Annotated in this window: 13 protein-coding genes; 3 read left to right on the forward strand and 10 right to left on the reverse strand. The window is 54.9% G+C overall.

Annotated features, from left to right (window positions below; translation table 11 throughout):
• Nucleotides 1–389 precede the first annotated feature (389 nt).
• Nucleotides 390–917, forward strand: coding sequence for a hypothetical protein (locus ACR3EH_RS14735; protein WP_170805414.1), 528 nt, complete (start codon nucleotides 390–392; stop codon nucleotides 915–917).
• Nucleotides 918–926: 9 nt separating this feature from the next.
• Here the strand turns inward: ACR3EH_RS14735 and ACR3EH_RS14740 are convergent.
• The 8 genes from ACR3EH_RS14740 to ACR3EH_RS14775 form a co-directional block, all read right to left on the reverse strand.
• A protein-coding gene (locus tag ACR3EH_RS14740; RefSeq protein ID WP_171675683.1) for an IS5 family transposase occupies nucleotides 927–1,681 on the reverse strand; the annotation gives its coding sequence in 2 pieces (ribosomal slippage) (nucleotides 927–1,363 and nucleotides 1,363–1,681; 756 coding nt in all).
• 521 nt (nucleotides 1,682–2,202) lie between these two features.
• Nucleotides 2,203–2,547, reverse strand: coding sequence for a RidA family protein (locus ACR3EH_RS14745; protein WP_171183770.1), 345 nt, complete (start codon nucleotides 2,545–2,547; stop codon nucleotides 2,203–2,205).
• Between the two features lie 48 nt (nucleotides 2,548–2,595).
• Nucleotides 2,596–3,612, reverse strand: a complete 1,017-nt coding sequence (locus ACR3EH_RS14750; protein WP_171183771.1) for a D-cysteine desulfhydrase family protein — start codon at nucleotides 3,610–3,612, stop codon at nucleotides 2,596–2,598.
• A gap of 16 nt (nucleotides 3,613–3,628) precedes the next feature.
• The gene (locus ACR3EH_RS14755) at nucleotides 3,629–4,357 is read right to left on the reverse strand and encodes a TSUP family transporter (protein WP_171183773.1); all 729 of its coding nucleotides are present in this window, start codon (nucleotides 4,355–4,357) and stop codon (nucleotides 3,629–3,631) included.
• A gap of 37 nt (nucleotides 4,358–4,394) precedes the next feature.
• Nucleotides 4,395–5,135 (reverse strand): aspartate/glutamate racemase family protein, encoded by a 741-nt coding sequence (locus ACR3EH_RS14760; RefSeq protein WP_171183775.1) that lies wholly within the window; start codon nucleotides 5,133–5,135, stop codon nucleotides 4,395–4,397.
• 28 nt (nucleotides 5,136–5,163) lie between these two features.
• The gene (locus ACR3EH_RS14765) at nucleotides 5,164–6,402 is read right to left on the reverse strand and encodes an NAD(P)/FAD-dependent oxidoreductase (RefSeq protein ID WP_171183777.1); all 1,239 of its coding nucleotides are present in this window, start codon (nucleotides 6,400–6,402) and stop codon (nucleotides 5,164–5,166) included.
• 4 nt (nucleotides 6,403–6,406) lie between these two features.
• On the reverse strand, nucleotides 6,407–8,620 hold the full coding sequence (locus tag ACR3EH_RS14770; RefSeq protein ID WP_171183779.1) for a TRAP transporter permease: 2,214 nt from the start codon (nucleotides 8,618–8,620) through the stop codon (nucleotides 6,407–6,409).
• 80 nt (nucleotides 8,621–8,700) lie between these two features.
• Nucleotides 8,701–9,708, reverse strand: coding sequence for a TAXI family TRAP transporter solute-binding subunit (locus ACR3EH_RS14775; RefSeq protein WP_170377124.1), 1,008 nt, complete (start codon nucleotides 9,706–9,708; stop codon nucleotides 8,701–8,703).
• Nucleotides 9,709–9,845: 137 nt separating this feature from the next.
• Here ACR3EH_RS14775 and ACR3EH_RS14780 point away from each other — a divergent pair, with 137 nt between their 5' ends.
• Entirely contained in the window at nucleotides 9,846–10,784 is a 939-nt protein-coding gene (locus tag ACR3EH_RS14780; protein ID WP_253758642.1) for a LysR family transcriptional regulator, read from the forward strand.
• Between the two features lie 347 nt (nucleotides 10,785–11,131).
• Nucleotides 11,132–13,195, forward strand: coding sequence for an alkyl/aryl-sulfatase (locus ACR3EH_RS14785; RefSeq protein WP_371808680.1), 2,064 nt, complete (start codon nucleotides 11,132–11,134; stop codon nucleotides 13,193–13,195).
• A gap of 205 nt (nucleotides 13,196–13,400) precedes the next feature.
• On the opposite strand, the gene ACR3EH_RS14790 is transcribed toward ACR3EH_RS14785, so the two are convergent.
• On the reverse strand, nucleotides 13,401–14,675 hold the full coding sequence (locus tag ACR3EH_RS14790; protein WP_171675685.1) for an adenylate/guanylate cyclase domain-containing protein: 1,275 nt from the start codon (nucleotides 14,673–14,675) through the stop codon (nucleotides 13,401–13,403).
• A 657-nt stretch (nucleotides 14,676–15,332) separates the two neighbouring features.
• Nucleotides 15,333–15,656, reverse strand: coding sequence for a hypothetical protein (locus tag ACR3EH_RS14795; RefSeq protein ID WP_171675687.1), 324 nt, complete (start codon nucleotides 15,654–15,656; stop codon nucleotides 15,333–15,335).
• Between the last annotated feature and the right edge of the window lie 38 nt (nucleotides 15,657–15,694).

Below are 15,694 nucleotides of genomic sequence, written 5' to 3' on the forward strand. Positions count from 1 at the left end.
AACAACCAGTGTTGGGTCAAAACTTGATTCCGTGGCGGCTTTGGGCTCAACGCGGCTTTTCCGCAACCGAAACTAGAGAGAGGTCAGCTTTGCGGGTCCGACCGCTCACCTTCGCCGTCCCGCACAATCCGCATTTGGTCGGCTGCGAATGGTTGGAGTAGTTCGAAGGTGCCTTCGGGGGCTTCCATTCATCCATTGCTCATATGAGTCCGGTTGCAGGATTACGGGCATTCTTTGTGGGTGTATTAGCTAAACAATTTCGTTCGCAGAAGTCGTGATGACGGTGAGCCACGGCACAGTTATTTAGGGTTGAAGGTTTGCTTGCGAAACTCGCGTTCAGCGCCTATCGTCATATTCTTATTCTGCAATAATATTATGGGAGAGATTCTATGAAATCGCTGACCAAGACTTTTGTTGTGGCTGCTGTTCTTGCATGTGGAGCAACAATCGGACATGCCAAAGACAAGAACATTCTGCCGAAAGACAATGCGGAATTTGTAAATTATGGCGAGGAATCTGGCTGGAACATCTTTGTGGACAAGAGCCGAAATACTTGCCTGATTGAAAGGATGGATGAGAATACCAACGTTGTGCAAATGGGTCTGACGCCAGACAAGGATTTCGGCTACATGGGTGTTTTCACCAAGGCTGACATCGAGTTTAAGGATGACAAGGTAGAGCTGCTCATGGACAACAAATTGTACTATGGAGATACAACAGCAGCGCCGCCCAATTTGGCAGACGGGTACAAGGGCGGTTATCTCCTTGCTAACAATCCTGACTTCGTCACAGACGTGATGGAACGCGAAACGATGATTGTGATGCCGGAGTCCAACTTTGCCTTCGAAATTAGTCTTGCTGGCACAAAAAAGGCGATAGAAGCGGCGCGTGCATGCAACGCTTCTCTGACAAACTAGGGTCAGGACTCATAACCAGAAGATGACGGTAGCAGCGATGCAGATTGCCGACAGGAACAGCTCACCGCATCGATCATAGCGGGTCGCGATACGACGCCAGTCTTTCAACCGTGCGAACAGGTTCTCAACGCGGTGCCGTTTGCGATACATGCAAGGGTCATGGCTGGCAGGGTCCCTTCGTCCTCGATGCGCTGGAATGCACGCAGCGATGCCGCGTTCGGCCAGTGCCTCTCGGAACCAGTCTGCGTCATACCCTTTGTCCCCCAGCAGAATCTTGGCGGGTGGCAAGCTGCCGAGCAAGGCCAGCGCACCTTTGGCATCGCTCATTTGTCCAGCTGAGAGAAAGAACGTCAGAGGTCGCCCGCGCCCGTCGCAGACCGTGTTCAGCTTGCTGTTCAAACCACCTTTGGTTCGACCGATGGCTCGTGTTCGAGCCCCCCTTTTGAAAGGCTTGCCGCTGTTCGGTGCGCTTTCAGGTGGGTACTGTCGATCATGATGGTTTTGCCGTCCGGTCCCGGTTGCGCCAGTTCCCGGAAGATACGAGCGAATACACCAAGGCGGGACCACCTGACAAACCGATTGTATAGTGTCTTGTGCGGCCCATACTCAGCCGGTGCATCCCGCCATCGCAGCCCATTGCGGATGACATGACTGATACCACTGAGAACCTTGCGGTCGTCGGAACGCGCTACCCCGCGCGGTTTGGGGAACAGGTGCTGGATGCGTTTCAGGTTCTGTAGGTCGAGCCAGAACAAGTGCGACATGGACAATCCTCCTGTCGCTCTTGAATCATGATGGCGTCACCGATGGAACCGGCTCATACAATGTCCGCTCAGAACAGCGAACCGGTCATCCGACGAAAAGCCTCAGATGACGGCTCCGAGCCCAAAGGAGACTTAGGTGATGAGTGCAGCAATTTTCGTTTAGGGCGTATAGTGGATATTAGTTGCATCTGTGGTAAAATCCACTCCTGATTTTCAGAGTGGGCATTCACTGCTAAGCGTTTGTGCTTCGAAATTGGCTGCTCAAGGCTTAGCTGCCTGCGGAAGCGGCATAGCGCTTGGGCTGCGGCTGATGACCACGATTGCAGATCAGGTACGTAGGATTATCGGCCGTTCTTTTTTCAACGCGCAACGAGAGTTGTCGCCCGTTGGAAGTGCAAATGGGACTGCAGCTTAAGAACCGGTAGCTCTTTTTCGCAAGAAATGGCGCATTAACTGAGAACTTATGCCTGCTATACTTCGAACACCACTCCGTCGATCTTGCAAAAACTCCCGGTAGGGATTCAGTCACAGGCTGCCGTTACAATCATTTCAACTTTCAAAACACTTCGGGCAAGCTTGGACTCTCCGCAGGCACGGGCTGGAGCGTGGCCTTCAGGCACCCAGGCGTCCCAGACGTCATTCATTTCGGAAAAGTCCTTCATGTCAGCTAGCCAGATTTCGCATTTCAGAATACGGGTTTTGTCGCTGCCAGCTTTGGTCAACAGGTCTTCAACCTTCGTTAGGATGTCGCGTGTTTGTTCGGCAACTGTAGGTGCGTCTGAGGTTTGACCGCATAGGTATGCGACGCCGTTGTGCTTGACGATACGGCTCATGCGCTGGCCGGTTTCGATCCGGGTGATAGTCATGTTTTGTGTCTTTCCAGTAGGGGAATTTTGGTGTCGTGATAGGTGGGTTCAGGATAGGCCGCTTACCAATTCGTTTTCGTATCCGAAGAGTGCAGGCAACCCGCCCGTATGCAGCATGACAACTTTTTGGCCGGGTTGAATTACTCCTTCACGCACCAAGTGCAACAACCCTGCGAAGGTTTTCGCAGTATAGACGGGGTCAAGGAAAATTCCTTCGCTGCGCGCCATCTTTTCCAAGGCTGATCGTGTCATTCCACTTAGCTTGCCGTAACCTGGGGAAAGCGCGCAATCTGAAACGTTGATCCTATCCAGCAAAGGTGCTGCGTCTATGTCCAGTAAATCCGCCAGCTTATGCAGCACAGTATCCATTCGAGCCTTTTGTTTGTCGCGATCCCGGCGCACGCAGACGCCAAACACAGAAGAGGTATTCCCCGCCAACGTCAGTCCTGTCAACAAGCCTCCATGTGTTGCGCCGCTGCCCGAGGGAACGACGACCGCATCGAAATCCGACATCTGCTGGCACAGTTCATTTCCGGCGACGACATAGCCCAAGGCACCCAACGGCGGATGGTCCAATCCCAGGTGAATGACATAAGGTTTGCGACCCTCAGCCTTCAGTTCGTCGGCACGCGCGTGCAATGCGGCGTCGGCACCGGATTCGTCCTCACCCTCGGGATAGCTCATATGTTCGGCGCCCAGAATTTTTGCTAGCAGCACATTTCCGGAGGTGTAGTACTCTTTGCCCATATCTGGGACACGCTCTTCCAGTTGCAGGACGGATTGCATGCCCAGTTTTGCTGCGGCGGCTGCAGAAGAACGAACAAAGTTGGACTGAACTGCGCCGGTGATCAAAATGGTATCCGCACCTTCCTGAAGAGCATCACCAAAATAGAACTCGAGCTGCCGCGTTTTGTTTCCACCAAACCCAAGCCCGGTCAGGTCATCGCGTTTCAGCCAAAGGTCGATGCCCAATTCCGAAGACAATCTGTCCAACCGTTCCAAAGGAGTTGGACCTGACATGAAGTGGGCACGAGGAAATCTGTCCAGTCTGTTGAATTGTGTCATCGTCTGCCCTTTGAGTTCACACAATCGTAAATGCGCGATGAAAGAGAACGCCGCAAGCTATCAGAGAAACCACGCGGATAGCAGTTGTGACCAAGCTCTGCGGCAAATGGGCCCCAACTGCACGACCCAAAAGGCTACCGATCAGTGTGAGTACGACAAAGCCCCATAGCTGCGGGCCATAGGCAAAGGCTTGCGTCTCGGACAGGCAGTGCAACAGGAAGGCGACTCCGTACGCCAGCAGCGCAATGGGTTGAACCAACCTGGCAACCTCTTTGGCTGGGTTGCCTTTCGCAATCAATCCGAAAACCAGTAAAGGGCCGGGCGTCGCTGCCCAAACAGTCGCCAGCCCGGACAAGCCGGAAACGGTCGAAAACCCTACTGTTCCAATTGAGCGACGTAAGGGTAGCAAGGTCGTCAAAAGCCCGATCAGCAACAGGCTGGCCGTGAGAGCAAGGACAAACGCCTCGCTCAGCCAAGGGTGTACGAGAAGGCCCGCGACCACTCCGACGAGGCATCCGATGATGGCCGTGCGAATGGTCTGACGGTCGGTCTTCAGCACCTGGCGGTCTGTCGCAACCGCGGAAACGACGGTGTTCAGTAGCAGTAGTACTGGAACGGCTGTCGACGTACCAAGCAGGATCATCATTGGCGGTCCAGCAAGGATGCTGAAACCGATGCCAACGCCGACTTGCAGCATTGCTCCCAGGCCTATGGCAACCATCAGGATGGTTAGGTCAACGGACACTTAAACCCTCCAAGCCCCGCGCTAAACTGCTGTTCCTCTAGGCCCAAGGCATGATGCCAACATAGGATTTGCGTGTCGCCACGGTATGCGCCATCTGCGCCAGTGTCGTCAAATCGAAGACCGGAAGTTGCAACTCGTCCTGAAGGCGCGCCGCATAAGGCGGCAAATCGGTGCATTCCAACACCAGCGACCGTATGTCCGGCGCCTGAAGTTTAAGTCGCCGCGCCGCCTCAAGGACTTCAGCTTCAACTAGATCGGTGTCCATGCGGGTGCGCGTGTTTTGCAGGATCACCTCGGAAAATTCGCTGGTGTCCTGCAAACCTTGCACCGAGACGGGAATGCCTGCCGCACCGACTCCTTCGAAATGCTTCGGCGTCAGAGCAGTTGCATCTGCGGTCAACACGCCCACCGGGGCATTCGCCCCGGTCATGTGAAAGGCCAGAGGAACCTGTATCAAGCTGGATGCAAAGACAGGTACGGAAACAGCCGCAGCCAATTCCTTTTGAAACAAAGCCAGAAATCCGCAGCTTCCAGTAATTGCCCGAACGCCCTCGGCCTCAAGCCGTTGCGCGCCCTTAATAAAAGGCGCCAGCAGCTCGGGCGTCGGGTTGTTTAGCAGGGTCGGGACGGTGATGCCGTTGATCATTTCGTAAAGAACAGGAAACGGAAGGCTAGACGGATTCTTGATGTGCCCAGGCGGTTTGGGGAAATAGCTTTCAAGGCACAGAACCCCGATCGAAGCCCCGCAGATGTTTTGGCCGCCTTCATAAATTGGCATGGTGCTCAGGTCCTTTCGAATAGGGGATTTAGAAACGGGCCAGCGAGAATGGGTCCAGGTTAACATTCGGGCTGCATCCCGAAACCAGATCCGCCACAAGCTCTCCGGTTTTTGGCGCCATCATCAGCCCGTAATGAGAATGGCCGAACGCCGTAAAAAGCCCGTGCTTTCCGTTCAGCGGCCCAATCGCTGGCAGACTATCGGGAAAAGAGGGGCGCCGACCCATCCAGAACTTTGCCTCGCCAGTATTGAGGTCCGGCACCAAAGACTTTGCCTGATCGGTGAGTATCATTTCCTTTCGCGGATCGGCTGGCGCATCGACACTGCCAAACTCGGCTGTGCCAGCAACCCTCAGACCGCCCTGCATTGAACTTGCGACGACCTTTGCGTCCACATCCATGACAGAGTTGTTCAGCACAGCAGAAGGAGCCGGAAATTCAACGTGGTAACCCCGCTCGGCCACCAACGGTACTGGTATGCCAAGGGGTTTGAGCAAGTCGGCAGACCACACTCCGGCCGCGAGGACAATATTGCGCGCGTGCAGCGTGTCATGTGACGTGGCAAGCTGCCAAATGCCGTCTTCGCTGTGGCTCAGCTTGATGACTTCGGACCGCACAAACTCAGCCCCTTGCGCACGTGCTTTTTCGGCCAATACAGCGCCCAAACGCCCGGGAGACGTTGCGCGAGCCTGACCTTTGATCACAATCGCAGCCTTGAGGTCTTTTGACAGCGCCGGTTCCAGGCGCCGCAATTCGACGTCATCGACACGCTCCAATTCACCGCCTTTTTCCCGGCGGATCAGATAGCCAAGATCATTCAGGTTGGCCTGTTCAGGATTGCGGAACGCGTGGATATAGTAACTGTCCGCGATCAACGCATCATGCCCGGTGCCCTGCAGGTGCCGACGATACAGATCAATGGACGGGCGGCATAAAAGCTCCATCGCATCCGAGGCTTCGCGAACCGACTTTTCGCCGGACTTACCCAAAAACTGCAGCCCCCACGGGATCATCTTCGGCCAGAACGACGCCCGGACTGAAAGCGCGCTTTTCGGGTCCAACAGCATTTGCGGCAGCTTTTTCCAAATGCCCGGAACTGCCTGCGGAATGATCGACCAGGGCGACACCACACCTGCATTGCCGAACGAGGTTTCTTGCCCCGGCTCACCCCGGTCGATTAGCCGAACCGGGATGCCTCGGTCTTGCAGCGACAGGGCGCAACAGATACCGACGATCCCGGCGCCGATGATAGTGACTTGTTCTGCCATCGTATCAGGCCGGAGAATGACTGCGGTTGCGGCCGATCAGTTGGGTGACAATGACCGGCGAGGCCACAGCCAGCGCGATCAAGTCAGCCGTCAGGCTGGGTGCGACAAAGATAACCCCCGCGATGGCCATCAGGATACGCGATGCGAAGTTCAGCGGTTTCAACCAGTATCCGACCACGGCTGCGGACAGGGCGATGACCCCGGCGATGCAACTGGTGGCGGTATAGGTGAATTCCCACAGGTTGAAACCTGTTGAGGACACGAACAATAGGACCGGCGCATAGACGAAGGCCATTGGCGCGATCACCTTGCCCAATCCTAGCGTAAAGGCGGACAACCCTGTTCGGAACGGGTTGGAGTTCGCAATGGCTGCCGCCGCATAGGCCGAGGTACAGACCGGAGGCGTGATCTCGGACACCACTCCGTAGTAGAGCACGAACAAGTGGCTCGCGATCGGCGGGACACCCAGCTGCGCCAGCGCGGGCTGTGCGACCGAGACCAGCATGATGTATAGTGCGGTGGTCGGGATGCCTGCACCCATCAGGATGCAGACGATGGCAATGAAGACCAGCGAGATGAACAGTTGCAGGTCTTCCATCGAAAACAGCTGCCAGCTGCCGAACGAGATCATATTGTACAGGTCTGCAGCCAGATTGCCTGCGCCTTGAGTGACCATGAACCCGATGCGAAATCCAATGCCGGTTGTATTGATAACACCGACGACGATACCGACGGCCGCAGCAGCGGCGCCCACGGCCAGAGAGTATTTCACTCCCAACTCAACCGCTTGCAGCATTTCGGGTACTTCGATGCGTTTTTGTGGGTTCAGCGTTGCGATCACCGACAAGGCACACAGGATCGCCGTCATCGTCAGATCAAACCCTCCATCTGAAAATTTCCACAGTACGAAGGCCAGGAACGCCGCGGCATAGATCAGCGTGGGCGGTTGTTTGATGCGCGACATGCCAGCGATCACCGCCAGAGAAATGCCGCAAAAGGCGGACATGAACGGCGTATATCCCGTGAACAGCACGACCAGCAGACCGATCAGAGGTACAATGTTGGCCCAACCTTCAGCCCAGACGGCCTTGAGCTGCGGCAGTTGTTCTTTCGCCAAGCCTTGCAGGTTCAGCTTGCGTGCCATCAGGTGCACCACGGCAAAGACGCCGACATAGTGAAGGATCGCGGGGAAGATCGCGGCGATGACGATGGTGGTGTAGGGCACCTCAAGGAACTCGGCCATGATGAAGGCCGCTGCCCCCATGATCGGCGGCGTGATTTGCCCTCCGGCTGACGATGCGGCTTCGACGCCGCCCGCAAAATGGCCGGGGTACCCAAGGCGCTTCATGTTGGGAATGGTCAGCGCGCCGGTCGAAACGGTGTTGGCCACCGAAGAGCCCGAGATCGTGCCGAAGAACGCCGAGGATACCACCGACACTTTTGCCGGCCCGCCGGTATAGCGGCCCGCCAAAATGGTTGCGTTGTCGATGAAGAGTTGTCCCAATCCGGTGCGCTGCGCGATCACGCCGAACAGGACGAAATGGAACACGATGGTCGAGACGACCCAGAGGGTGACGCCATAGATGCCTTCCTGCGGGAAATACATCGACGACACGAAGGTTTTGAAGTTCACACCTGGATGCTGCAGCAAGCCGGGAAAGTACGGACCCAACAGAGCGTATGAGATAAACACACAAATAATCAGTGGCAGCACCCAACCCAGCGTGCGGCGGGCGATGTCCAGAACCAATAGGATGATGACTACGCCCAAAACCACGTCAAAGGTGTTCGGGTTGCCCATTCGGAATGTCTGTTCCTCGATCCCCAGAAACGGAATGCCGCGCCAGGCGACCCCAACATACAGCGCTGCAATGATCCCCAGCGCCATGAAGACCAAGTCGTAAAGAGGGATGTTGCCGATACGGAACCGGCTGACCTTGAGCGCATAGAGGTTTTTGGAGCCAATTATCGGAATTGTCGCGTAGACCAGAATGAACAGTAGCGCCAGATAGATACCCATGTGCCAATGGTCGGCTGGCAGGCCGAAACCGGCTGTGAAGAATTCGTAGAACGCAAGGATCAGGGCAACAACGCGCAGTACCTTGCCTGCGGTGGGCGTGACTTGCCGTACGGCGGCGCCTTCGTCGAACTGTTCTTCGATGGCGGCCAGTTCCTCGGCCGTCAGTTCGTGGTCATCAAGTTTCTGGGTCTCGGACATGATGGCCCCCCGATTTCGCATAATTCCAGAGTGCGGTGCCCCGAGCAGGGGCACCGACGACAAGTGTCAGTAAGCTAAATTTACTGAAGCAGACCGGCTTCTTTATAGAATTTCTCGGCCCCAGGATGCAGAGGTACACCCAGCGCCTCGACACCATCCAGCGCCGTGTCGGGAGTGATCTGCTTGCCTTTGGCGTGACCATTGTCCAGCAGCTTGCGGGTATTGTCGTTCCACAGCGCCTTGGTCAGGCCGTAGACCAGTTCGTCAGACAATTCCGAAGACACAACCAGCATTGCACTGACCGCCGGGGTCTTGGTTTCACCGTCGATACCTTCATAAACGCCACCTGGGATGGCCGAGGGGATGTATGCCGGGATGATCTCGTTGATCTTCGCCATGTCTTCGTCGCTGAAGGAATGCAGATTCATGCCCTTAGTTGACGATAGCTGCACCATTGCCGCAACAGGCCAGCCTGCAGCGTAGAAATAGGCATCCAATTGACCGTCAGCCAGACGCTCGGCGCTTTGGCTGTTGTTCAGCTCGGCCTCATCCATGTTGTCACGGTTGACGCCCCAAGCATCCAGCATCTGCAGCACGGCAACCTGTGTACCGGAACCGGCTTGCGCGATGCCGACGCGCTTGCCTTCAAGATCGCTCAGATCGTTGATTGTCTCACCGGCAGGCAGAACCAAGTGGAGGTCTTCGGGGAACAGGTTGGCCACGATGCGAAGATTGGGGTGAGGTTTGCCCTCGAACTTGCCCTCACCCAGATACATCGAGCGGGTGACGTCAGCTGCGGCCAGGCCGGCCTCAAGCTCTCCGTTCTGAACGGCGGCGTTGTTGAACACCGACGCGGTGGTGGATTGAGCGATAGCAATCAGGCCCGGTACGCCGCACTGGCCGCCTTCTTCGCAGGGGCGCGAACCCGGCGGGGCGGAGATTCCATTTGCGATGGTGCCGCCGATGGGGAAGTAAGTTCCGCCTGCGCCGCCCGTACCGATGCGGAAAAAAGTTGGGTCTTGCGCCAATGCAGGGGCGGCAAGCGCGCCTGCCAGAGCCAGTCCCGTCAAACATTTCACAAATTTCATCATCATCTCCCTTGTTGGATCGTCGGATTCGGTTTGGCCGAATTTCGATCCTGCAAGCGTAGTAGCAATTTTCATAAATACAAATTTGTTATATTTCATAAAACTAAGGTTTGGCTTATACATCGACCATGAACCTTATGCAGTTGACCGTTTTTCGCGAGGTGATGGAGACCGGCTCTATCTCTCAAACAGCCAAGAAACTGAACCGCACCCAGCCTGCGATCAGTTTGGCCTTGAAGAACCTTGAAAAGACCCTTGGCCTGACACTGTTCGAGCGTAAGGGACGGCGATTGGTCCCGGTTCCCGAAGCGCATTACCTTTTGGCCGAAACAACTGGTATTCTGGACCGCCTAGCGACGATTTCCAGTACAATGGAAGGGTTGATTAAAGGGCATTCCGGTAGTCTGAATATCGCTACAATGCCGGGCCCATCCGCTTTCCTGTTCCCGCGTTTCATCAGCCAATCTGTCGGCGAAAACCCCGAGATACGTATCACATTGTCTACACGCAGTTCGCCTCAGATTATAGAGCTTGCGGGCACGCAGAATATTGATTTCGGCTTTGCAGACTTCGATCATTCAACTGGGAAAGAGCCTCAGTATTCAACAGAACTGATCCGGGCAGATTGTTTTTGTGCCGTTGATCGTGACAGCCCGCTTGCTTCACGCAGGACCGTATCCATTTCCGATCTCGACGGAGCGCCTATGGGGGGATTACATGCCACGCACCCGTTCCAGCGTAAAATTCGACAAGAGTTTCAAGATGTTTCAGCTGACTACAATCCAACAGTGACCTGTCAATACTTTCTGCCGCTGATACCCTTTGTGAGCTCAGGTCAGTGTTATTCAATCGTGGATCCGTTGACCGTAGCGACTGAACAAGAACTAAACCTGTCCAACGGAAAAGTTGCGTTCGTGCCCTTCGAAAAGCCGCTCAGATATGAATATGCGCTCCTTGAGCCCGATCACCGACCACCGTCTCAACTGGCTTTAAAGATCAAAGCGGGCTGGAAAGCCGAAGTGTTAAAGATGTTGGCAGAGGTGAAAGCCAACCCTCGTGCAATTGGGATGGATTAAGCCGGAAGCGAACAAAGCTGAATAACACTGTTTTACAAACAGAAAACTGATGGGAAGGAGGGTTCATTTGGATCGACTTGCGACGAGTAGGTGTATATCGGCTAGGTGACCGGAACCTCAAGTTTCTTGGACCGGACCGAAGGTTCGCTTAGTCCGCATTGCAGAAATTTAATGGAATTCACTGAACGTCTGCATCGAGCCCAAACCTGACATTCCAAAATTCAAATTTGATTGTCATAGATCAAAGCGCCGAAACTTCATTTGCCGCAGTTTTCTCCAATTCTAAAGCAATTGGGAGGAGATTGCTTATGACGACCCGACGTGACTTCATGAAATCAGTTCCCGCTGTGGGCGCAGCATTTGCAGTAGCGCCAACGTTCCTTTCAGAGGAAGGTTCCGCGCAAGCTCAGAGCGTCGCACCTGCCGAGGGGCACTTTCATCCAAAAGGCAAAGCACCGTCCGAGCACACTTTGAAAATCCTAGCCGAAGCGCGGGATGCGCTGCCATTCTCAGATACCCGCGATTTCGACGAGCAGGCTCGTGGTTTTATCGCGGCAATGCCCGAAGACGAAATAATGGCGGATGCGGGCAACATTGCTTGGGACATGGCGAGCTTCCGCTTTTTCGACGAGGACAAGGACTGGCCGAGCATTCACCCTTCTTTGCAACGTGTCTCACGGCTCAATCAGAACTATGGCCTCTATGAGGTGGTACCAGGCATATATCAGGTGCGCGGATTGGATTTATCCGATGTTTCCTTCGTACGTGGGGATAACGGATGGATTGTCATCGATCCGCTTCTCACGACTGAGCCTGCTCGCGCAGCGTGGAACCTTTTTCAAGAACATGTCGGTGATGGCCTTCCAGTCACAGCCGTTATCTATTCGCATTCACATGGAGATCACTGGGGTGGCGTCCGCGGGATAGTTGACGAAGCCGACGTACGCGCGGGCAAGGTAGAAATTATCGCGCCCCGCGACTTCATGCAGTTCACAATTTCTGAAAACGTCTACGCTGGTAACGCGATGAACCGCCGCTTGTCCTACCAGTATGGACAACAGCTTCCTATTAACCCGTTTGGCTTTGCCGGTCAGGGTCTAGGTCATCGCGTTTCGCTGGGCGCTCTTGGGCTGATCGCACCGACAAAGATCATCGAAGAAGACATCGAATACATCGACGTCGATGGCGTGCGAATGGTCTTCCAAAACACACCGGGCACTGAAGCGCCTTCCAATATGAATACGTACATTCCTGATATGAAGGCCCTCTGGATGGCCGAGAATATTACCGGCACATTGCACAACATTTACACCCTACGCGGCGCGCCGGTGCGTGATCCGCTGCGCTGGTCTAAGTACATCTCGCGTGCGTTGCACCTATTTGGCGAAGAAGCAGAGGTGATGTTCCAATCGCACCATTGGCCTCGATGGGGCAACGACCGCATTCAAGAGATCATGCGGGCGCAGCGCGACATGTACGCGCATTTCAATAATCAGGTGCTGCACTTTGCCAATCAGGGCGTAACGATCAACCAGATCCAAAACGTATACGAGATGCCCAAGAGCTTGCAGAACGAATGGCATTGCCGCGGCTATCACGGCTCGCCCGAGCACAACAGCCGAGGGGTAATCCAGCGGTACCTCGGGTTTTGGGATGCCAATCCCGCGACACTTATCCCGCCGTCTCCGGAAGACTCAGCGCCGCTCTATGTCGATATGATGGGCGGATCGGACAAGATCATGGCCAAAGGGCAGGAACTTTTTGGTGCGGGCGAGTACAAGATGGCTGTCGAAATCCTGAACAGGCTTTTCCTGGCTGAAAATGATAATCAGCTAGCCCGTGATCTCTTGGCAGATTGCTATGAACAGCTTGGCTACCAACAAGAAAATCCCGGATTGCGGAACAGCTTCTTGTCAGGTGCTTATGAACTGCGCTCCGGCATCTCAGATGCGCCGGTGCTTAGCTCGACAAGCCCCGACGTAATCCGCGCAATGTCCACAGAGCTGTTCCTGAACTACCTCGGCATCAAGATGGACAGCCGCAAAGCCGAAGGCATGCGGTTCACCATCAACTTGGTAACACCGGACAATGGGGAGAAGTTCATCATCGAACTGGAAAATGCCACCTTGACCAATATCGAGGGGTATCAAGCGAACGATCCAGACCTGACGCTTGTGATCAATCGCTCAGACCTCGAAATGACAATGATGGGTGCGGTAGAGCTGGAGCAGCAGATTGCAGATGGCACTGCTAAGATTGAAGGCGATGCCAACGTTCTCTCACAGCTTGCCTCAACCATGGTAGACTTTGACCCATTGTTCGAGATCTTGCCAGGTACCGCGGCTGGGGAGGCCCAAGTCGTGGCGTCCAATGCGTATGAGGCTGTTCCCGGCGCGACAATCCCCGAATAACTCAGCTTAAGGCAAGGTGTACTATGTCACCTTGCCTCAGTTTCCCTGTCTTTTGCTAATGACTAGATTGCCAACGGCAGCTAAGTCCGCGTTGCCGACTTTGGAAGACCTGATGGGCCACGAAACAATGCGAATGACCGCTTTGAGCCCAAAGAGGACATCGGCCGCCTGGTAACTCTGCATCAATTACCGGAGCGGTGGGCTGTCAAACCAGGGGTTCGAATGAGAAGACTTCCACGCCGTCGTCGAAACCGCGCAAGGTGTGTGATCCCAACGTGCTGGGTGTTTCGGTGACAAGTTCGGCAAACTCGCTCGTTGCAAGAATGGGTGCATCAACGGACCGGGTCAGCCCCTCCAACCTGCTGACCATTGCGACGGAAGTCCCGGTCACCGTGAAGTCCAGCCTGCTTTCAGTTCCCACGTTGCCGTAGATCGCCGCTCCCATGTGCAGGCCGATTCCAAAATCCGTTCGATTCTCTGGCTCAATTTCCTCGCGCCTTTGAAACGCTTCCCGTGCCGCCGACAGGGCTGCCTCGCACATGTCCTCCGGTAGCCGCCGATGACCATCAAACGGGAAAATCGCGAGCAATCCATCACCGACGAACTTCAGCACCTCACCACCATGGTCGTGTACCGCACCCGCGACACAGTCAAAGTACCGGTTGACCGCGGCCACGTAGTCACCCGGTGACAGGCGTTGGCTCAGGGCCGTAGAGCCGTGCATGTCGCTGAACAGAAGTGCACAATCGATCTCGCGGACATCGCCACGCGATATTTGGCCGTTCAAGACGGATCGGCCTGAAATCCTGCCCAGGTAGGCCTCCATCAGTTCAGCCGCCAGGAACTGCTCGGTGAAGACGTGGACGGTGCCAAACAGTGGTATCGACAGTCGCGTGAGGCCGTCGATTTCCCGCTGTGTAAAGCCGGAGCGCCTTTTTGTCGCGAAGGACACCGAAGCGCCCAGTACCCACTGAGTGCCGCTTTCGAAGGTAATGCTCCGTTTGCCAAACGGAACGGAAAATACCAGGTAATCGGTGATGCCCGATGCAGCCAGCTTCTGGTAAATCGGATATTTGTCACGGGTTGACGGATCGGTCAGATTGGCACGCAGCACCGGCATCATTTCCATCTCGCCGACTAGCCCGTCGGCCAGATCCCAGATATCACTTTGAAAGAACTTAGTGGCTATTTTGGCGGTCAGCTTAGTGTTTTCGCCAAACGGTGCCTTGTCAAAAAGGTCATCGGTCACTGAACTCCGTGGCATGACGGTCCAGTCTATGCGGTCCGTTGATGCATCCCAAGTTGCATCGACCAGTCCGATGACGGGATGCATCATGAGACGGCCCAGCGAAACCCGCGCGACTGGCACACCGCCGTCGATCAGCCTGTGACTGAGATGCTCAACCAGGCCACCAACATCGCCGTCGAAAAAGGCCAGCTTTTGCAACCAGTCTGCAATACGGTCGAAAACATCGGACATGACGCACTCCTCAACCCGCACTTTGTAATAGACGACCGCGCATGTCATTTGAATTGTTGAGCGGCCCATGTGGCCGCTTTGTCCGCAACCCGGTCATAGCCGTGTTTTCTAACTGTGTCTGCTCTAGATCAAAGCAGCCGTTGACGCTCCGACCTGTTAATAGGTCCAGAGCCTAATTATTTGAATTTTCTAAAGGCTGCTCAAGTTTTGGGTGACCTTTTTTTGTTGTTCGCTAGTGATGATAAATAATTTGCGTCCCGGCCTGCAGTATTCCAGACTGCCTCACCACTATTCTCGTCAGCAGCCTATGGACGCTGCCATTGTGGTTCATGGCCAGCTTCCTTCGGTTTGCACTGTTGCTGTGGTGATCGGTCCGCAAACGAGTCCTCAATTAGTACGCAAACACTTATGACACGGTGAACATAACGAGCTGATTTAGTGTCCAGAACGTACAGAGCGCACGAAATATGGTGTTCCGTGCGTTCTCCAAAACCGTAGGTCGCGGGTTCGAACCCTGCTGCCCCTGCCATTTTTATTCCAAGCGAGAACCTGACCGGGGTGTGTATGCAGCCCACGCGAGTTCTGTGCACGTGACCTAAGTATAGACACCGTCGGCGGTCTGGGGCGAGTTTCAGAACTTTTCCGCAGAGTTTGAAGTCAATCCGATTTCTCGGGCTGGGACACGGCCCCCAGTTTCTGAGCCCAAAGTTGCCGATAATCCTGAAACAAATCAGTTCTTTTCATATGAAGTGCCGCCAAGGCACACGCGGCCCACATCGCGATATCGTATTCCGCGTCGCTCTTCTTCAATATATGGGCGTGTAGTGCCGCAGCTTCTGGTGTTGAAGGTTTATGCATGGGCGTCAATGCTCCGCTAGCAGTCAAAACCGTTTCGCAAAAGGACGTGGCAAGCGAATTGGCCACCTCCGCATAGAACATTATGCAGTGGCCATGTGAACGCGCAGCAAATATGTCGTTCATCTCCAGTTAACTTTGCGACAGCGCTTCAGCCCCAAAGA

The sequence above is a fragment of the Ruegeria sp. BG7 genome (assembly GCF_056535685.1).